Origin of the sequence: Nocardia sp. NPDC047038 (genome assembly GCF_040644075.1) — a bacterium.
GTDB classification, from domain to species: domain Bacteria; phylum Actinomycetota; class Actinomycetes; order Mycobacteriales; family Mycobacteriaceae; genus Nocardia; species Nocardia sichangensis.
This window is the reverse complement of the sequence record NZ_JBEYVQ010000018.1, coordinates 95,989-114,051: the sequence shown is the minus strand read 5'-3', so window position 1 is coordinate 114,051 and position 18,063 is coordinate 95,989. Positions and strand designations below refer to the sequence as shown.

The window sequence follows — 18,063 nt, the reverse complement described above, 5'->3', positions numbered from 1 at the left end:
TGCCGACGGTGGTCGAGTATCGGGCGCTGCGGGCCTCGGTCGGCTGGAAGGCCCCGGCAGCCGCCGAGTGTGAGTCCGCGTTGGCCGCGTCGCTGCACAGCGTGGTAGCCGAGATCAGCGGGAGGGCGGTCGGGATGGCCCGGGTAATCGGCGATGGCGTGTATGCGGTCGTTGTGGATGTTGTCGTCACCGATGGCTACCAGCGGTGCGGGATCGGCGGATCGCTGATGGATTCGATTGTCGGCTGGGCGACTCGGAGCCGGGTTGCGCACATTGGTCTGGTCGCCGACGATGCGGTGGCCGGGTTCTACGACCGATGGCCGATGCGCGCCACCGGGCAGTTCTTGCGGCTCGATGGTGTTGAGGGGAACTGAACGTGCCTGGCATCGATCAGTAGCCGAACATGTGTGTTCTCGCTCCAGCGGCGAGAACCGGTCTACCGCGGTGCCCGCGGCAGCTCGACGGACACGGGTGTTGTGCTGTGTGGATTCCGGCGTCGCGGAAGAGCGCGGCGGCGCGCATGGTTGCGTCGACGCTTCCGGGCCCATGCGGAGGCTGACTGGCCGATCATGCGTTACAACGTTCGTGCAGCCGCGGTGGCGACCGGGTTTGGCGCGTTGTTTCTCGACGTGGGACAGGAGTTCGTCAGGGTCGCCGAGATGCTCAGCGACTGGAGGCTGTCGGCGCCATAGCGACCTGCTGGGGAGACTCTGTGATCGGATGGGCTTCATCCGTCCGAGTTGGGCGTCGAGCTGATCGGATCGCTCGTCTGCGATGCGTGGCCGTCTAGTGTGCCCGTTCAGACGCCGAGGAGGTAGCTGTGGAACGGGGAGCGGACCATGTGCTGCCAGTCTCGCGTGGGGAAATTCCGCGACGGCCAGGATGTGTCGAGGCACCAAGGGGCTGTAGTGCGCCGACTATCGCTCCAAGTTGCCCACAAAGGCCCCGTCATCGAATTCTTCGGTTTGCCGTCGGCAACGCCGACGGCAAACCCCTCCGCGTCGCACCTTTGTGCGCCAACCAGATGAGCCTTACTGGCGGGGCCTGATATCCAGTCATGGTGAGTTCGGCGTGCGGTGCGCTGGATTGACACACGACCACACTCATGTTTCGGGCGGCGTTGATCAGATGGCCTGTGCAACCTCCGCGGCGATAGCTTCTGCGGCTACAGCCGGGTTGTCCGCAGCGGTGACAGCACGGCCGAGGACAAGAATGTTCGCACCGCTGCGAATGGCTTCTGCAGGTGTGGCTATCCGCTGCTGGTCGTGTACTGGGCTGCCGGCCGGGCGGATACCGGGAACAACGGTCAGGATGTCGGGAGCTGCGCTTCTGATTGTAGAAAGGTCGGTGGCTGCACAGACGACGCCACCACAGTTGGCGGCGACAGCGTCGGACAAGCGTTCTTGGAGGAGTGCGGGGGAGGCATCGGGTGCGCTCGTCAAAACCGTGACGGCGAGCACGGTGGGCGTTGGGAGACCTGCTGCGTCCGCCCCCTCCGTGAGCCCTTTCACCGCCGCTTGAAGCATGGCTTTTCCGCCGGCCGCATGAACGGTCAGGTACTGGACGCCGAGTGACCCGAGAACTGTGCTGGCCCCGTACACAGTGTTCGGAATATCGTGCAGCTTGACGTCGAGGAAGACGTCCATTCCAATGTCCTGGATGGCTCGCACCGCGTCGTGACCGGCGGCGCTGAACAGTTGGAGCCCAACTTTCGCCACACCGACGCTGGGTTGGACAGCTTTAGCGATGGTCAGGGCATTTTCCAGATCGCCGGTGTCGAGCGCGATGGCCAGCCGATTTCTGACGGTGGATGATGAGGTGTGCATCGAGGGTCTCCTAATCGTCGCTAATGGGCGCTTCGTAGGTGTCGAATGTGATGACGCTGCCTTGCGCTGGCCGCACATTGATGACAGCTTCCAGTGCTTCATCTGCGGCGCCATAGGTGCCGTGGATGTGTTCGATGATGATGCCGTTCGAATCGATTCCGAATATTTCCTGCTCTGAACTATTGGCGTGACGAGTTCTAATTTCGTTGGCGGTTCGTGTCACGACATGTCCGGCGTCTTCGATTAAGGCGACTACTCGAATGCGTTCCTCGCTTTCGAGTCGGGGAGCGGCTTTGACGATGGATTCCGGGAAGAACATCGAAGTGTCTTCCGTGGGTGCATTGTTGACGTATGTACGGCTGCGACGATGAAAGACGCGCACACCTTCTTCGAGGTTGAGGAGGTGGGCGATCAGGAGTGGTGCCTCGACCCATTCACGCTCGATGGTGTCTTTGCGCACATTGCCGCTCACGTCGTTGGCGAAGACCAGCCCTTGAGCAGCGCGTGCTCGTGCGTATCGGCCGTTCATCGGCCATCGGGTGCCTCGTAGTTCGGGCGGCATTGGTATCGCCCGCATTCCGGGCCGGGCGATCACCAGTCCTTCAGCAACCAGCTGTTGGACTGCCCGCCCTGCTGTCTTCATGTTGACGTCGAAGCGAGCGGCGAGGGCGGCGTTGCCGGGAAGTGGCTCAGTGTCGTAATTCCCGGCGAGCACTTCCGCTCTCAGTGTCTCGGCGATCGAGACGTATTCGGGCTGCTTGGGCATGGCCATGACGGTACTGCATCGCTGGTGGTCATCCGCAAACCGCCCGCCGCCTGGTACCTATCCGCCTGGTGGACAACCACCTGGCGGATAGGTACCGTGTGATTGTCACGTGGTTGCGCAGCCTCTCAGCTGGGCACCAAGCAGCCCAAGAGCCGGGGGTCACCATGCAGGCTGAAGGTTTCGGCGGTTCGAGGCGTCGGAGACTCCTCCCGCCTGCGACGGCGCCTGCGACGGCGACGGCGCCTGCGACGGCGACGGCAGAGCAGCGTGCCGAGGTGTATCGGTGTTTTCATCCCGTGCAGTCGTCCCGATGCCGGGGTGGGTATGTCCCCCGGCATCGGGCGCTTCCACGAGGCTCGACCGGGAGTGATGAACGACCGCTGTTGGCGCTGCTGGACACCGCGGTCACCCTCGGGTCCTCCGCGCGGTCGTGCCCGAACGGAGCGGTGTGATGGAGCGGTTGCGGATCGCGGTGATCGGCTGCGGCGTCGCCGCGCAAACTCGGCACTTGCCGGCGTTGGCTCGCCTCGGCGACCGGTTTCGGGTGGTCGCTCTCTGCGACACCGACACGCGGGCGCTGGAGCAGGCTGCGATGTGGGCGACCGGATGCCGCACATTCGTGTCGCTGGGAGAGTTGTTTGCTGCGGCTGAACTGTTCGACGCAGTGCTGATCGCCACGAGCGGTGAACATGTCCCAGAGATCCAGGCTGCGGCGGCAGCCGGGAAGCCGACATTCGTCGAGAAGCCGCTGTCGTTGACCCCCGAACAGGCCCGTCCGCTGGTCGAGGCCCTCGAGTCGGCCGGGGTCTCCTGCGTCGTCGGGTACATGAAGCGCTACAGCGACGCTGTGACGACCGCGCTGGGGCAGGTCGGGATCGGGTCGGGCCTGCGTACCGCGGCTGCGGATCTGGTCCATCCGCCGGAGGACCGCTATTTGTATTCGGTGCTCGGCCGAGCGCGGCCGCCCGGCGGGTCGCTGTCTGATTTCGTGAACCGTCAGGTCACCGACGGAGCCAGTGCCGCCGCCATCCGGCGGACCGTCGGAGTCGATGCTCCCCTCGCCGCGTTGGCCGCCTATTTTCTGTTGGCCACCAGCGTCATTCACGACGTCAACCTGCTGCGGACCGCGCTCGGCGGCCACGCGCGGGTCGTGAACGCCGCACTCTGGAACGACGGGCTGAGCGGGCAGGCGACCCTGCGCAGCCCTTCGGGCCGGGTAGGGCTTCTGTCCTACACCTTCGTTTCGGCCGGTCGGTACACCGAAACTCTGTCACTGGTCGGCGACACCGCCCGGTGCGCGGTGTCGTTCCCGTCGCCGTATCTGCCGTACGCGCCGATCGCGCTGGACACCGAGAGCGGCGGTGACGCGGTGACGCGGGAGTTGTTCTACGACGACGTGTTCGCCGCCGAGTTGATCGCCTTCCACGACCAGACCGTGTCCGGCCGGGCCTCAGCGACCGGCCCGCGCGAGGCTCTGGCCGACCTTGAACTCATCGCCGAAATCGCACGGTCAGCGCAGACCGTCGAGCGCGACACCACCACAGAAGGGAACCGTCGTGTTGGTCTCTGTTGATCTTGCCGACCGCTTCGTCGATGCCTACGAGTTCGACATCGTCGAACGCAAGGGCATCGGTCATCCCGACTCGCTGGCTGACGGGCTGGCCGAGGAGTTGTCGCGTGCCTACTCGCGGTTGTGCCTCGAGGAGTTCGGGGCGATCCTGCACCACAACACCGACAAGACCGCCCTGCTCGGCGGCTCTGCCACGGTCGCGTTCGGCGGCGGCAGCATAGATCGGCCCGTCACCGCTTTGGTCAACGGCCGGTTCAGCGAGACCTTGGGGGACCGGAAGCTACCAGTGGGGGACTTGATCGAGACTGTTTCCCGCGATTTCCTGTGTTCCCGGTTGCCGCTGCTGGGGCGCGACGACATCGAAGTCCGCATGCGGCTGAACCCGGCATCGAGCCCTGGCCATGTCCACAGTGACACTAGCTCGCGCGATGGTGGGCGGCTGCACTGGTTCGCCCCGCGCAGCCTCGACGATCTGAGCGAGCGCCGCCGCCTGCACGCCAACGACACCTCCGCAGGTGTAGGTTACGCGCCGCTGAGCATCGCCGAGCGCGCGGCCCTCGACATCGAGGGCTGGCTCAACGGCTCCGAATTCGCCGCCACTGCACCGCACTTCGGGTCGGATATCAAGGTGATGGTGTGCCGCGATGGACATGACCTGCACGTCACGTTGTGCGTGCCCCAGATCGATCGACATACACCGGATCTGGCCACCTACATCGACCGCAAACACGCCTTGTACGGGCTGATTCTGGAGCGGGCGCGTGGTCTGGCCCCGTCAGGTGAGGCGACGGTGGCGTTGAACACCCGCGACGACCATGACGCCCGGGAGCTGTATTTGACGGTTACCGGGTCGTCGATCGAAAGCGGCGACGAGGGTGTGGTCGGGCGCGGCAACCGCTGCAACGGAGTCATCTCGCTGATGCGGCCCATGAGCATGGAGGGCGCCAACGGCAAGAACCCCGTCTACCACGTCGGCAAGCTCTACAACGTGCTGGCCCAAGCCGTCGCCGAGCGGCTGCACGCTGAGACAGGGCTGCCGATGGCGGTGTGTCTGGTGTCGCGGTCGGGTGGCGAGCTGACCTGCCCACAGTTCGTCGGGGTCCAGCAGTCCGGCGGCGTCGCCGTGGACGGCGGGTACGTGACCACGGTTGTCGAGGACGTGATGGGGTCGTTGCCGACGCTGCGCGACGACCTGATCGCGGGGAGGCGAGTGCTGTGCTGACGTTGCCAGCTCGCGATGGCCGTCCGCGCCTGCCGGTGTGTATCAACCCGGCCTGCTTCCGGTGGGGCACCTCGGTCAGCGACTTCCTCAGAGCCGCCGGTAATGCGGGATTCGAGCGAGTAGAGGTGTCCATCCAGCAGGTCCTGGCCCTGGCCGATCTCCTCGGCGGCTTGGGCGCCGTCGCCGCCCGAATCGCGGATCTGGGGGTGCGGGTCGAGGCGTTCAGCGGCCTGCTGCCGGCCGGGCCGGTGCTGCCCGCGCCGCTGCTGATCGACGAGACCGCATGGAGCGCTGCCGAGGACACGATGGATGAACGGCTCACTGCGGCAGCCGCGTTGGGCTGCACGCGGGCGGCTATCGTGTGCAATCCACGCACCGATCTGCCTCCCGCCGACGCCGCCTTGATGGCGGTGGATCGGCTCGGGCTGCTAGCCGATCGCGCCGAACCCTACGGTGTGCGCCTTGCGATCGAGTTCATCGGCCTGCGCGCCGGGCTGCCCGCGATGCTGGACGGAAAGCATTCGTTCGTTAAGGATCTTGCGGGATTGGTGGGTCTGCTCGACCAGCTGCGCCACCCCAACGTCGGGCTGTTGCTGGACACCTGCCATCTGTTCGCCGCCGCCGTGCCCGAGGCCGAGATCCGGGCGCTGCCGCCAGGCTCGGTCGAGTTCGTGCAGGTCAGCGATGTCCCCGACGGCACCGTCCCGGCGGCGATGCGCGACGAGCTGCGCTGCCCGCCAGGACAGGGCATCCTCGACCTGCCCGGATTGCTCGCGGTCATCGCCGACACCGGATACAGCGGGCCCGCCTCGATCGAGCTTTTCTCGCCGTCCGTGTGGAAGCTCGATCCGGACGAGGCTGCGCACCGACTGTTCGCGGCTGGATTGCTCGGTCTGGCCCCCGCGCGGGCGAGTTCGCCCGGGCGCACCCCGACCGGAGGACGGTCATGACGCTACGTGTCGGGTTGATCGGCTGCGGCCGAATCGGCACGGAGGGACACCTGCCTGCCTACGCCCTCGGCGAGGTGACGGTGAGCGCGGTCTGCGACCTGGACCTGTCCCGTGCTCGAAGCGCGGCCGAATCCTGCGGGGCCGCCGTCGAATCCGATGCTGTTACCTTGGCGCGACGCGGTGACGTCGATGTCGTCGACGTCGCGACCCGCCCCGGCGACCGCGCCGCGCTGATCCGCACGCTGCTCGACGCCGGTAAGCCGCTGCTGGTGCAGAAGCCCGTTCTCTACGACCTGGCCGCGGCGCGTGCGCTGGCGGAGGATGTGCGGCGGGCGGGGCTGCCTATGGCGGTCAACCACAATGCCCGGTGGGCACCCGCGCATGCGCGGGTGCGCGGGTGGATCGAGGCCGGGCGCCTCGGCGAGGTGTATGCGGTGCATCATGCGAACAGGTTCAACGAGGACCTGGCCGCCTGGTACACCGATCACCCGGACTACCTGTTTCTCGACCACGGCCTGCACTACCTCGACCTGGTCCGCCACCTCACCGGCCGCACCCCGACGACGGTGTCCGCGCGGGCATGGTCCAAGCCCGGCCAGCATGCGTCGTGCCCGCTCGCATACGCGATCACGCTGGGCTTCGACGACACATCACCGTTGACCGCGAGCCTGTCGTTCAACAACGCCGTGCCCGCGCCGGGCGGATTCCACTACCGCCTCGACGTCGACGGCTCCCTCGGCAGCGCCGGGGCCGACCTGGACCGCGCCTGGCTCGTCTCCGGCGACGGCGTGCCCGTCGAGGACGAGAACTGTTCTGGCGCATGGGTGCCCGACGGCATCCTCGGCGCCTATCGCGCGTTCGCGCACGCGGTGGAAACCGGTGCGGCGCTGCCGCATTCGCTGGACGACCACCTGCGCAGCCTTGCCGTCGCCACCGCGGCCGCAGACTCGGCCCGCGCCGACGGCGCCTGGACCGCCGTGGAGCAGCCATGAACGCCGTCCCGCCCGAGGTCGGTGTCGCGGTCATCGGCGCGGGCACCCGACTGCGCACGCTCTACGGTCCGCTGCTGACGATGCTTCCCGGCATCCGACCCGCTGGAATATACGGACGCGACCGGCAGCGCAGCGCCGAGGCCGCGACAGCCTTGGGCGCCGTCGCGTATCCGGACTTCGACGCCCTGCTCGAAGACCCGGGCGTGGACGCGGTGATCGCGTGCGTCACCTGGTCGCAGAACCCCGAGCTGTATCGGCGACTCGCGGCATGGGACCGCCCAGTCTTGCTGGAAACACCACTGTCGGCGGATCCGACCGAAGCAGCGGACGTCGCGTCGGCGCTGCTCGGCCGCAGCAGCTACACCGATGTCGCCGAGCAGTACCACCGCCGCCCGATCGAGACCATCAAACGCGACCTGATCAACCGCGGCGTGTTCGGCGACGTCCAGACCGCCTACAGCGACGGCGTCGGCCACGAATACCACGGTGTGAGCCTGCTGCGCTCCTACCTCGGACAGCCCGCCGCGCCAAGGCGGGTCCTGGCGGCGCAGCGGGATCTGCCGATGGCCGACCACATCACCCACCGCGGCGTCTTCTTCGCCGGAGAACGCATCCAGCACGCCGTGATCGAGTTCGACAACGACACCCTCGCGACCTACCACTGGTCGTGGCTGAACTACGAATCCCCGATCCGCGCCCGCCGCCACGCCGGTTTCACTGGCACCCGAGGCGCTGCCTGGGGAGAGGAGATGGTCGCCCTCACAGACCCGGACAACCCCCACGCCCGGCATTACCGCGTGCAGCGCCGCACCCGCGTCCTGCACGGCGTCGAAGTCCTCGCCGAGATCGCCGTCCTGGCCGACGAGACATGTATCACCAAGTGGCACAACCCATACCCGCTGCTACCGCTCGACGAAGAACGCATCACCGCCGCCGCGTTCCTCACCAACCTCGCCGCCAGCGTCACCGACCCCACCATCGCACCGCTGTACCCGCTCACCGAAGCCGCTGCCGACCACGCCACGGTCGCCGCGATGTACCAGGCGATGGCCGACGAGTCCGGCAGCTGGACCACCACGCCCTCACCGGGAGCCGTTCCATGACGATCAGCGTGTACCTGGAAGGTCTACCCGGCGCGGGCAAGACCTCCATCATGGTCACCCTCGCCGCCGCGCTCGGCGAGGACTGCCTCGCCGTCCCCGAAACCAACCCCACCACCGCCGACCGGGATGCCCTGCACGACAGGCCCTCTCAGGAGGTCACCACATGGTATCTACGGCGGGAGTTACGCCGCGACCGGCTGGCGTCCCGCCTCGCCGATGCACGGCACCCGGTGGTCGCGGTGTTCGACCGCAGCTACCTCAGCGTGCTGGCCTACTGCTGGGCCACCGCCGCCTCCACCCGCGGCCGCGACCGGTACCAGCAAGCCCGCGCCGTCTTCGACCGCGACATCCGGCCGCACCTGACCCCGACCGCGGAGATCGTGCTGCTCACCACCCCGGTCGCCGCGTCGTTGCACCGCCGCCGCGACAAGGCCGACCGCGAATTCGAGCACCAGTGGTATCACGGCGACTTCCTCGACGCGCTCGCTGAGTTCTACCACGTCGAAGCCCCCACACTGGCCGTCGGTCCACTGCACAACATAGACACCACCGGCCGACCCGCCGACCAGATCCACACGGCGCTGCTGCCCGTCCTCGACCCGACCGGACGTCGCACAGGCATCCCGGTCGAGCGCTTGGCCGCGCCACTGGTACCACGGCTACACGGCCGACACCTGTGCCGGCCGGGCCTTCGCCGCTACTACGAAACACACGGCGGCGTCCGAGTTCTCGGTCAACCGCTGGGCGAGCCGATCAAACACCACGCTGGAGTCTCCCAGTTCTTCGAGCGGCACGCGGTGCTGCTCGACGACACCGGCGTCATCCTCCCCCTCGATCCCGCCACAACAACCGACGACCATATGGAGACACCGTGACCGCACCGCTGCGTCTGGGCGTACTCGGCTGCGGCATGATCGGCAGCGCCTACCTGCGCCAAGCCCACGCCGTGGACGGGGTTCGCGTCACCGCCATCTGCAGCCCGACGGCATCGTCCCGGGATTCGGCATTGCGGTTGTGGCCGACCGCCCGCGCCCACGGCGACCGCAGCGCGCTACTGGACGACCCAGCGGTGGACGCGATCCTGGTCTGCACCCCACATGCTCACCACTGCACCGACGCGGTGGCCGCGCTCGAGGCCGGCAAACACGTGCTGATCGAGAAACCGATCGCGACCTCGCTCCGTGAACTGGACGAACTCGAACTCGCCGCCGCCCGCCACGATCGTGTCGTGGTCGCACTGCCGCTCGTCGACCGCCCAGCGCTCACTGCGGTCGCCGACCTGCTCGGCTCGGGAATCATCGGCGCGCCAATGGAATTCACCTCTATGCTCGACGTCCCGGGGCCACCGCGATCGAACTGGTACTACAGTCGGGAGGCCGTGGCAGGCCCGGCGCTGGACACATTGCCGTATGCGCTGTCGCGGCTGCTGGCTCTCACCGGCGCCACGCCGAGCGCGGCCACCGCCTCGGTGACCCAGGCCATCCGTCACCGGCGATGCCTGGACGGCGGAACACTCACCCAGCAGGTCGAGGACCACATGAGCATGCAGCTGACCTTCCTGACAGGACAGCAAGCCCTAGTCAAGTCGTCGTGGTGCCTGCACCGGCCCGAGGACTACCTCATCGTGCGCGGCCGATCCGGCGACATTCGACTCGACTGCTGGCGCAACCGCATCCTCGTCCGATCGCGCACCCCGCCCGAACAGCCGCACCACACCGCCACATGGGAGGACACCCCGGCGTTCGGTATCGACCTGCCCAGCGCCGATCCCGAACATGTCAAGCTCACCGCGCTGGTCGCCGCAGTGGCCACCCACACCAACATCCTGGCCGAATCGGCGTTCACGATGCGGCTGATCCTGACTGGGCTGGCGACACATACAGGTGCGGTCAAGGTCCCGCCCGCCGCCGGCGGCGCGCAGCCCCTTGTCGATCTGCGGATAGGACAGGAATACCTGTAGGCGATGACCGGCACCGTGAAGCGCTCGACGCGTCTGACGAGGCTGCCAAAGGCGCACCTGCACGTGCATCTGGAAGGCGCCGCCCGCGCCGCCACCATCGCCGAGTTCGCGAATCGGCACCACCGCCCGCCGCCTGCCGTCGCGGCCTTCAGCAACCTTCCAGGGTTCGTGGACTGCTTCCGGCAAGTCACCGACGTGATCGCCACACCCGACGACCTGCAGCGGGTCATCCGCGAGTTCGTCGCCGACGAAGCGGCCGAAGGCGTCCGCTACAGCGAACCGATGGTCGGGCCGTGGCTCTATGCCGACCGATTCGGCTGGTCCGTCCCCGACACCTTCGCATTCATTGACGACGCCTTCCAGCAGGCCGCGCGACGCCACGACGTCGAAGTGCGCTACCTGCTCGGGGTGAATTGGGCACGCCCGCCCGACTGGATCGAACAAGCCGCCCGCTTCGCCGTGGAGCACGCCACCCGCAATGTGGCCGGGCTCGGCCTGGCTGGGCTGGAGCCCACCGACGGATTCCAGCGGTACTCCCGGGCCGCCGCGATCGTCCGCGCACACGGCCTGCTCGTCGTACCACACCTCGGGGAAACCCAAGGACCACAGTCGATCCGCGCCGCCGTCGCCGCCATGCGACCGCATCGGATCGCGCACGGCGTCCGCACGGTCGCCGATCCGGGCCTCCTCGACGAACTCGCCGATCGGCGCATCGTATGTGACGTGTGCCCGACATCCAACGTGCGCCTCGGCGTCACCAGCGAGCTGGCCAGCCACCCGCTGCCAAGGATGCTGCGCCATGGCGTGCCCGTCACACTCAACGCCGACGACCCCATGCTGCTCTCGACCACCCTCACCAGCGAGTACAAGCAAGTCGGCCAAGCCTTCGGGCTCACCGATCATCAGCTGGCAGACCTCGCCGCCGAAGGAGCATCGACGGCTGGTATGACCGAGACCACACGCACCGCACTGCGATCGAGCATCCGGCGATGGCTCGCCGACGATCACCCCACCAAGAAAGGACACCATGGATAGCGACGCCACCGAACAGTTTCAGATCCAGGTCACCGCACGCGCCCTGGTCACCAAGGGCGAGGATCTGCTGCTGGTCTCCAACGACGGCCGAATCTGGTACACCCCCGGCGGTCGCCTGCAACCCGGCGAATCGCTGCACGACTGCATCCACCGCGAAGTCCACGAGGAAACCGGACTCCATGTCACCGCTGGGGAACTGGTGCATGTCTTCGAGTACTGGGAGGCCAAACACCACCGCCACAAAGTGGAGTGCTACTTCCTCGCTCGCCTGAAATCCGGTGAACTGGACCAGGACTGGGCCGACCTCGACGGCCCGGTGGAACACATGCGGTTCTTCACCCCGGCCGAAGTGCAGGCCGAGGAACACATCTACCCGCAATTCCTGAAGAAGGGCCAGTGGCGTACCGGCAAGGACATCTACATGGGCTTCGAGAAATGAGCACGGCGGATCGGATGCCGTCGCGACGCCGCGTGGTATTTGTCGACTGGTGGGGTGTGCTTTCCCGCGACTTCTACTGGCAGTCCATCTGCGCCGACCCGCATCATCCGCTCCGCGACCAGCTGATGGAATACATCGGTGAGGTGTTGACCGACAACAGCGTCCGAGGCGAGGAATGGATGCGTGGCGTCCGGTCGAGCCAGCAGGTGATCGCCGCGATGAACCTTACGCCCGCCGCCGGGCTCGGTAAGGACTTCCTGCTTGACAGGCTGATCGAGGACTGCGCAGTCATGTCGGTCAACACCGAACTCACGGCGCTGCTGGCCGAGCTGCGGGCACAAGCGTTTATCGTGGTCGCCACCGACAACATCGACTGCTTCGCCGACGTCTTCCGGCGCGCCCACCGCGCCGCTGCCCCTTGGTCCGATGCGGCGGCGACGCTGGCCGAGGCCGTCGGGCTGTTCGACGGCCTCATTTGCTCCAGCGACGTCGGCGTCTGCAAAAAGGACGACCCGAAACGGTTCTTCGGCGGGTGGCTCGATGCTCACGGCCTTTCGATAGCCGAGGCCGCGCTCATCGATGACAGGACCACCAACTGTGACGTGTTCGGACTCAACGGCGGCACCGCCGTGCGATGGGACACCAGCCGCGACAGCATCGCCGAGCTGCGCCACACGCTGGCGGGGTGGATGGCACATTCGCTCAGCTGACCGAAAGATCGGCCGACAGCCCACTTCCCGGTCTCGCGGTGCCCACTCGGCCAGGGACGTGCGCGCACTGGGTTCTGACATGTTGGCACTGGTGGTGCGAGTGACGCCCCTGATGGTCTCGGGGCGGGAACCGCCGTCGGCAGCATCGACGCTGGGCGGGAAGAACGAAGGCGGGAACGCTGCATTGAACGAGACTGCAGACAAATACCAAAACGGAAGCGAGGAGTCGAGCCCATGAAGGTCGATATGGCCGAGCCGCGGCAGATACGCGATGACATCACAACACCCACCGAAGAAGTTGCGGTACTGATGCAGTCGGCTGACGAGCTGGCGGCGGGACTTGCCGGCGCGCCACGTAGCCACGGCGATCGTCCGGACCGGGGGTGAGGACCGATGTGCATGTTGTGCGATGACGAGCATTGCCTGACGCGATTCTATGCGACTCCACGTCCGAAAGAGTCGAGGATTCTCGGTACCTGGGACGAGGACGAATGTGACGCGCCGACGTTGTCCGATCATCTCGAGGACGCGAAACCGGCCGGTGTCGAGGCACGTGAACTCGACGATGCGGCATGGTTCGTGGGTTTCGACAGATTGAAAACCGATCCGCTGCCGCAGATCCGATGGCGTATCGCCGGACCGCTGGAATTTCCCGAATACTGCTTCGGTGATAGTCCTGGTGTCGTGGTGGGGCCGATCCGCACGGCATGGGAGCTGGCGGCCTTCGCGGAGCGGTTGATGACCGGCCACGAACACGACGACGGCGGCACCATCGCCGAGTGTCTCGCGGGTGCGGTGCCGTTGCGGCAGGAACAACACTGCTGGTTCTTACCGAACTTGCGGGTGGTGGGGCCGTGGCAGGAACGGGTCACTGATGCTGGCGTGGTGTATCGAGTGCGTAAAGATCTTCCGGCACCACCACCGCCTCGGCTGTAACTGGCCACAACGCGGCCCCGCACACCCGCTACGGCGTGGGAGAGTTGTGCGGCCGTGCGTGCGGTTACGGCCATGAGAGTCGTCGGCGCAGCCATTCTCGCGATACGCGCGCCGAACGTGTCTGGTGGTGGCGGAGTTTCGGTGACCGTGGCGGTGCGGGCATGCGGCTGTTGCGCGCCCAGTAGCCGGCCAGCGCAGCGAGGAAGGCATCGACAGCGACCGGATCGGTTGTGCGGGTGGCCGGGTGCGTGGTGAGGATCGGGTCGGGGTCGATTCCGCTGGTGGCTATCGATGGTGCCAGCGAGACGAGTTCGATCCAGGCGGCGCCGCGGCACGGCCAGGCCCAGTCGATCACCGCGACGGTGCCGTTGGGGCCCAGGAGCATGTTATCCGGCCGCAGGTCGGTGTGCAGCAGGGTTGCACCGTCAGCGTGTTCGAGCCAGGTCGATTCCAGCGCGGCGAGCCGGTCGAGATTGCGCAGCGACCAGCTGTCGAGGTCGGCAGGTGGCCCGTGCTCGGCGAACTGCCGCCAGCCATTCAGCTTCGGCCCGTAGCTGTCGGCAATAGTGGGCACCTCGAGGAGGGGACTGGGCGTCAGCGCGTTCGCCAACCGTTCGACAGTGGCGAGCACCGCGTCCAGGTCGCCCGGCTGATCCAGGCGGGGATGGCGGCCGTCGACGTCGTCGAATACCACGGCGAACCACCCGGCGATGTCGATCGTGAACTGGACAGACGGTGTCGGCACTGTGCGGGGTAACCGCGCTGCGGTGCGTGCCTCGGTCTGGTACATCCCGCACAGAGCGTCGTCACGATTGATCACCTTCACGAAAACCCTGCGGCTGTCGGCCAACAGGAGCCGCGCGGCCGTGCCGTGGCTGAACCCACCCGGCTGCGTGACCGCCGACCGTACCCGGGAGCCGAGGCGGCGCTCGATTCCGGCGCGTACCGGCTGCGGCAGCTCGTGCCATTCGATTCGCGTCGCGGTGCCTGCGTTGTCGGCCATGGCACCATCGTGGGATTCGGGCGCCGGTGTCCGCCAGTCATTATTTGAGGCAGGTGTGATGATCGTGTGCGTGGCAGGGCTCGTCGGCGACCCCGACGGTGTCCGCTGGGAATTCGCGCACATCCCGATACCGACCCGTTAAGTCGGTGCAGGGCGGTCGGCGATGACCGGTCACCCGTTCTTGCCTCGACGGGCGCGGATTTCGCGTAGGAAGGGGTGCTATGGCCTCGGCATTCGATCGACACCTGGACGCGTTCCGCAGCTACCAGACCACCCCGTGGGGTCGGCTCCGGTACGAGCAGGTGTACGCCAACCTTGTCCGCCATCTGCCGGCTCGGCCGCTGACAGTGCTGGACGTGGGCGGAGGTAATGGACTCGACGCTGTGCGCTTGGCGGCGCTTGGCCATCACGTGACCATCGTGGATACCTCGTCGGCATCGCTGGCTGAGGCTGTGGGCTTGGCCGAGGCACAGGGCTTCGGAGACCTGATCGACACCCGGGTGGCGGACATATCCGACATGCTCACTGTCGCGGCGCGTGGGTCGATTGACGTGGTGTTGTGCCACAACGTGATGCAATATGTTTCGGATCGAGGTTCCGTCCTCGAGACAATGGTGTCGGTGCTGCGCCGCGGCGGGCTGCTGTCGGTGCTGGCACCGAACCCGTTCAGCGATCCGCTGACTGCTGCGGTGCGGCGCGGAGCGCTCGAGGAAGCGATGCGCCTGCTGAACACCACCAGCCGGGCATCGGTCACCTATCACGCCGAGATCGACGCCGTGTCCGCGGCCGACCTGGCCGCGGAGATGGTCGCGGCCGGTCTGCGGCGTCCGGTCCGGTACGGGGTTCGCGCTGTGTGCGACTTGATCAGCGACGACGGGATCAAGCACGACTCGGAGTTCTTCGCGAAGCTCCTGCAGCTGGAGAACCTGCTGGCCGACCGGCACCCCTACGTCGAGACGGCCCGCTTCTCGCATCTGATTTCGGTCAAACCCGCAGTAGCGGAGCCGGTCGCAGTGACCGAGGTCGGCGGCCGTCGCGTGGCGATGGACCTGGCCGCCTACGAACAGCGGGTGCGTTCGGAGGGCTGCTTCGTGTGCGCCTTTCTGGAAGGCAGGCCTGGCCACGAGCATCACATGGTCTATGACGATGGTGAGCACGTCGCGTTTTTGAACAAGTACCCGACCTTGTTCGGCTACGTTCTCGTGGTGCCGCGCCGCCACGTCGAAGATGTGGTTGCCGACCTGACCCCGCAACAGTACCTTCGACTGCAATCGGCCGTGCACAAAGTGGCACGCGCGGTTGCCGCGGTGACCAGTCCCGAGCGGACCTACTTGATGTCGCTCGGCTCTATGCAAGGCAATGCCCATGTTCACTGGCACGTCGCTCCGCTTCCGGCCAACACGCCCTACGGCCGTCAGCAGCTGCACGCGCTCGATCCTGTCCACGGCATCCTCGACTACACCGAGACCGAAATGGCTGACCTCGCGGCGCGGATTCGTTCGTCGCTGTCGGCCGAGCCTGCGGGCCGGTTGGTGGTCCTTCGCGGCAGCTCCGGCGCCGGCAAGACGACTGTGGCCAGGACATTGCAGCGGCGGTTCGACCGAGCGCGGTGTGTGGTGATTTCGCAGGATGTCGTGCGCCGAGAGTTCCTGCGCGAGAGCGATGTTCCCGACGGACTCAATATCGAGTTGATCGGCGAGATCGCCTCGTTGTGCCTGGCTCGTGGGCTGGTTGTCGTGCTGGAGGGGATCTTCTCGCCGCGCCGTTACGGCGACATGCTGGACCGATTGAGATCCCATGCAGCCGTGTCGCGGTTCTACGCTTTCGACTTGCCGTTCGAAGAGACGTTGCGGCGGCACGCGACCCGCGCCAAGTCGTCGTCGTTCGGTCGCGACGAGATGCGGGACTGGTACAGCGGCTGGGATCCGCTGTACTTCGTCGACGAAGGCCGCCTGGACGCTACCCAAACCTGCGCCGACATCGTCGAGATGATCTTCGCCGACATCACCGCGCCAACCACACCAGCAGCCGGGGCTGGCCCCGACCGATTTCAGGCCGATGAGTGGCCCGCTGCCACGGTGGACGATCAGGATGGCCCCGTCGAATCGTCTCGAACGCTGGTGGTGCGGTGCTGGGGAACCAGCCACACCGAGCACCTCGTGGGTGAGTCACACCGCTTGGTCGACGTCACCGATCTTCCGGCGCCGGGCACGGCGGTAACGGTCGACCGATGGCGAAACGGCGGGTTCATCGAGCGGCTGAGCACCAGCTTGACCGCACGGCTTCCCGATGTCGCCATGGTCTTCCACAATCACGGCCGCGGCGGCGCCACTTCACGCGACCTGCTGGAAGCCATCGAGACCGCCGATGTCGACCAGGACATCGCCGTGTTCGAGTGCGGTACCAACGACGTACTGCGAGGTCACCAGGCCCGCCTCGCCGACAGTGTCGGCCTGCAGGAGTTCACGCGCAACTATCGAGCCGCGCTGGGCCAGCTCACCGCCCGCTCCCGGACTGTTGTCTGTCTGGCCTCGCCACCGGTCGCCGCGCATATCGGCCCGCGGGCAGCGGCAATCAACCGCGACCTGTGCGCTTACAACCTCGCTGCCCGTGACGTGGCGCGAGACGCCGGAGCTGTGTTCGTAGACTGCTGGGGCAAGTTCGTCACAACGGCCGCACTGCTGCATGAGCGCTCCGATAACTGGTCAGCCGCGCACAGTCCGTGGATGGCAGACGGCCTGCACCTGTCGCCCGTCGGGGACGAGATTGTCGCACGCAGCCTCGAGGCCGCCTTGGTCGACCAACACGTGATCCGCCAACTGCTTGCACCGACGAAACCGAACCGACAACGCCACAACACCGACGTGACGGTCCGCCACGGCCGCGTCGAGGACATCCCCGCCTGCGTCCACTTGCACGTCGATGTCGCCGCCGAAGGCAAATGGATCGGACCGGAACCCCCGATAGATGAAGACGACGTCGCAGCCCGTCTGCGCAACCTTGTCTCCACCACCGCAGGGCTGCTCGTTGCCGAGCATTCATCGGCCGGGATCGTGGCCACGGCCACCGCGGCTTTCATGACGCCCGATGTTGCGTCGATCACCATGATGGTCGCCTCCAGCCACAGGGGTGAAGGTATCGGGACCGCATTACTGGAGCGGCTGATTGACTGGTGCGAAAACAACAACGCGCACAAGGTCACCTTGCAGGTCTGGCCGCACAACCTCCCCGCGATCGGCTTGTACCATCGCGCGGGATTCGAGGTCGAAGGCACGCTGCGAGCACACTACCGACGCCGCAACGGTGAACTCTGGGACTCGATCATCATGAGCCGCTTGCTGCCCCGCCGCGACGGCCATGACTCCGCTCGTGCATAGATCGACGCCACGGACGCGGCCACGGCGTGCCGGGGCGGTGGCGGGGTCAACGCCACTGGTTGAGCCCGCATCGTGCCCCTTCGAGGCGACTGGTGGTGCAATGGCGTGTCAGGTCGTGGAGGTGCAGTGGTAGATATGCGAAAGCCGAGGTGCAGCGAACGTCACTCATCGGTG

17 protein-coding genes and 1 pseudogene are annotated in these 18,063 nt (G+C 66.7%); 15 read left to right on the top strand and 3 right to left on the bottom strand.

From position 1 onward, the window contains the following. A partial coding sequence (locus tag ABZ824_RS34270) for a GNAT family N-acetyltransferase (RefSeq protein ID WP_356968360.1) occupies positions 1–374 on the top strand: 374 nt, incomplete at its 5' end. 750 nt (positions 375–1,124) lie between these two features. Here the strand turns inward: ABZ824_RS34270 and pyrF are convergent. Together pyrF and ABZ824_RS34260 are read right to left on the bottom strand one after the other, a co-directional pair. After that, on the bottom strand, positions 1,125–1,826 hold the full coding sequence (pyrF, locus tag ABZ824_RS34265) for an orotidine-5'-phosphate decarboxylase (protein WP_356968358.1): 702 nt from the start codon (positions 1,824–1,826) through the stop codon (positions 1,125–1,127). Positions 1,827–1,836: 10 nt separating this feature from the next. Further along, the gene (locus ABZ824_RS34260) at positions 1,837–2,592 is read right to left on the bottom strand and encodes a GntR family transcriptional regulator (RefSeq protein ID WP_356968356.1); all 756 of its coding nucleotides are present in this window, start codon (positions 2,590–2,592) and stop codon (positions 1,837–1,839) included. A gap of 451 nt (positions 2,593–3,043) precedes the next feature. Here ABZ824_RS34260 and ABZ824_RS34255 point away from each other — a divergent pair, with 451 nt between their 5' ends. From ABZ824_RS34255 to ABZ824_RS34200, 12 genes are all read left to right on the top strand, one after another. Further along, positions 3,044–4,165 carry a Gfo/Idh/MocA family oxidoreductase gene (locus ABZ824_RS34255; RefSeq protein WP_356968354.1) on the top strand — a complete coding sequence of 374 codons (1,122 nt, stop codon included), beginning with the start codon at positions 3,044–3,046 and terminating at the stop codon, positions 4,163–4,165. Then, entirely contained in the window at positions 4,149–5,384 is a 1,236-nt protein-coding gene (locus ABZ824_RS34250; RefSeq protein WP_356968352.1) for a methionine adenosyltransferase, read from the top strand. The genes ABZ824_RS34255 and ABZ824_RS34250 overlap by 17 nt, the downstream gene beginning before the upstream one ends. Next, complete coding sequence (locus ABZ824_RS34245) at positions 5,378–6,334, top strand: sugar phosphate isomerase/epimerase family protein (RefSeq protein WP_356968350.1); 957 nt, start codon at positions 5,378–5,380, stop codon at positions 6,332–6,334. The genes ABZ824_RS34250 and ABZ824_RS34245 overlap by 7 nt, the downstream gene beginning before the upstream one ends. Next, positions 6,331–7,326 (top strand): Gfo/Idh/MocA family oxidoreductase, encoded by a 996-nt coding sequence (locus tag ABZ824_RS34240; RefSeq protein WP_356968348.1) that lies wholly within the window; start codon positions 6,331–6,333, stop codon positions 7,324–7,326. The genes ABZ824_RS34245 and ABZ824_RS34240 overlap by 4 nt, the downstream gene beginning before the upstream one ends. Then, positions 7,323–8,429 (top strand): Gfo/Idh/MocA family oxidoreductase, encoded by a 1,107-nt coding sequence (locus ABZ824_RS34235; protein ID WP_356968346.1) that lies wholly within the window; start codon positions 7,323–7,325, stop codon positions 8,427–8,429. The genes ABZ824_RS34240 and ABZ824_RS34235 overlap by 4 nt, the downstream gene beginning before the upstream one ends. After that, on the top strand, positions 8,426–9,304 hold the full coding sequence (locus ABZ824_RS34230; RefSeq protein WP_356968344.1) for a hypothetical protein: 879 nt from the start codon (positions 8,426–8,428) through the stop codon (positions 9,302–9,304). The genes ABZ824_RS34235 and ABZ824_RS34230 overlap by 4 nt, the downstream gene beginning before the upstream one ends. Continuing rightward, positions 9,301–10,389, top strand: coding sequence for a Gfo/Idh/MocA family oxidoreductase (locus ABZ824_RS34225; RefSeq protein ID WP_356968342.1), 1,089 nt, complete (start codon positions 9,301–9,303; stop codon positions 10,387–10,389). The genes ABZ824_RS34230 and ABZ824_RS34225 overlap by 4 nt, the downstream gene beginning before the upstream one ends. Positions 10,390–10,392: 3 nt before the next feature. Further along, complete coding sequence (gene add, locus ABZ824_RS34220) at positions 10,393–11,424, top strand: adenosine deaminase (protein WP_356968340.1); 1,032 nt, start codon at positions 10,393–10,395, stop codon at positions 11,422–11,424. After that, the gene (locus ABZ824_RS34215; RefSeq protein WP_356968338.1) at positions 11,417–11,863 is read left to right on the top strand and encodes an NUDIX hydrolase; all 447 of its coding nucleotides are present in this window, start codon (positions 11,417–11,419) and stop codon (positions 11,861–11,863) included. Before add ends, ABZ824_RS34215 begins: the two co-directional genes overlap by 8 nt. Then, positions 11,860–12,573, top strand: coding sequence for a hypothetical protein (locus tag ABZ824_RS34210; protein ID WP_356968336.1), 714 nt, complete (start codon positions 11,860–11,862; stop codon positions 12,571–12,573). The genes ABZ824_RS34215 and ABZ824_RS34210 overlap by 4 nt, the downstream gene beginning before the upstream one ends. 234 nt (positions 12,574–12,807) lie before the next feature. Further along, positions 12,808–12,960, top strand: a complete 153-nt coding sequence (locus ABZ824_RS34205) for a hypothetical protein (RefSeq protein ID WP_356968334.1) — start codon at positions 12,808–12,810, stop codon at positions 12,958–12,960. A 120-nt stretch (positions 12,961–13,080) separates the two neighbouring features. Then, positions 13,081–13,509 (top strand): hypothetical protein, encoded by a 429-nt coding sequence (locus tag ABZ824_RS34200; RefSeq protein ID WP_356968333.1) that lies wholly within the window; start codon positions 13,081–13,083, stop codon positions 13,507–13,509. 64 nt (positions 13,510–13,573) lie between these two features. Here ABZ824_RS34200 and ABZ824_RS34195 read toward each other — a convergent pair whose 3' ends face one another. Beyond that, positions 13,574–14,635: a phosphotransferase gene (locus ABZ824_RS34195; protein WP_356968331.1), complete on the bottom strand. Its 1,062-nt coding sequence runs from the start codon at positions 14,633–14,635 to the stop codon at positions 13,574–13,576. 98 nt (positions 14,636–14,733) lie between these two features. On the opposite strand from ABZ824_RS34195, the pseudogene ABZ824_RS34190 reads away from it, so the two are divergent. Together ABZ824_RS34190 and ABZ824_RS34185 are read left to right on the top strand one after the other, a co-directional pair. Continuing rightward, positions 14,734–15,324 (top strand): annotated as a pseudogene (locus ABZ824_RS34190) (methyltransferase domain-containing protein); the annotation flags it as partial. Positions 15,325–15,525: 201 nt separating this feature from the next. After that, positions 15,526–17,889: a GNAT family N-acetyltransferase gene (locus ABZ824_RS34185; protein WP_356968368.1), complete on the top strand. Its 2,364-nt coding sequence runs from the start codon at positions 15,526–15,528 to the stop codon at positions 17,887–17,889. Positions 17,890–18,063 lie beyond the last annotated feature (174 nt).

What these genes read in the sequence shown, in the direction of transcription:
- ABZ824_RS34210 (WP_356968336.1), top strand. Translation starts at nt 11,860, where the DNA reads ATGAGCACGGCGGATCGGATGCCGTCGCGACGCCGCGTGGTATTTGTC.
- ABZ824_RS34255 (WP_356968354.1), top strand. Translation starts at nt 3,044, where the DNA reads ATGGAGCGGTTGCGGATCGCGGTGATCGGCTGCGGCGTCGCCGCGCAA.
- ABZ824_RS34235 (WP_356968346.1), top strand. Translation starts at nt 7,323, where the DNA reads ATGAACGCCGTCCCGCCCGAGGTCGGTGTCGCGGTCATCGGCGCGGGC.
- pyrF (WP_356968358.1), bottom strand. Translation starts at nt 1,826, where the DNA reads ATGCACACCTCATCATCCACCGTCAGAAATCGGCTGGCCATCGCGCTC.
- add (WP_356968340.1), top strand. Translation starts at nt 10,393, where the DNA reads ATGACCGGCACCGTGAAGCGCTCGACGCGTCTGACGAGGCTGCCAAAG.
- ABZ824_RS34260 (WP_356968356.1), bottom strand. Translation starts at nt 2,592, where the DNA reads ATGCCCAAGCAGCCCGAATACGTCTCGATCGCCGAGACACTGAGAGCG.
- ABZ824_RS34205 (WP_356968334.1), top strand. Translation starts at nt 12,808, where the DNA reads ATGAAGGTCGATATGGCCGAGCCGCGGCAGATACGCGATGACATCACA.
- ABZ824_RS34195 (WP_356968331.1), bottom strand. Translation starts at nt 14,635, where the DNA reads ATGTGCGCGAATTCCCAGCGGACACCGTCGGGGTCGCCGACGAGCCCT.
- ABZ824_RS34240 (WP_356968348.1), top strand. Translation starts at nt 6,331, where the DNA reads ATGACGCTACGTGTCGGGTTGATCGGCTGCGGCCGAATCGGCACGGAG.
- ABZ824_RS34230 (WP_356968344.1), top strand. Translation starts at nt 8,426, where the DNA reads ATGACGATCAGCGTGTACCTGGAAGGTCTACCCGGCGCGGGCAAGACC.
- ABZ824_RS34215 (WP_356968338.1), top strand. Translation starts at nt 11,417, where the DNA reads ATGGATAGCGACGCCACCGAACAGTTTCAGATCCAGGTCACCGCACGC.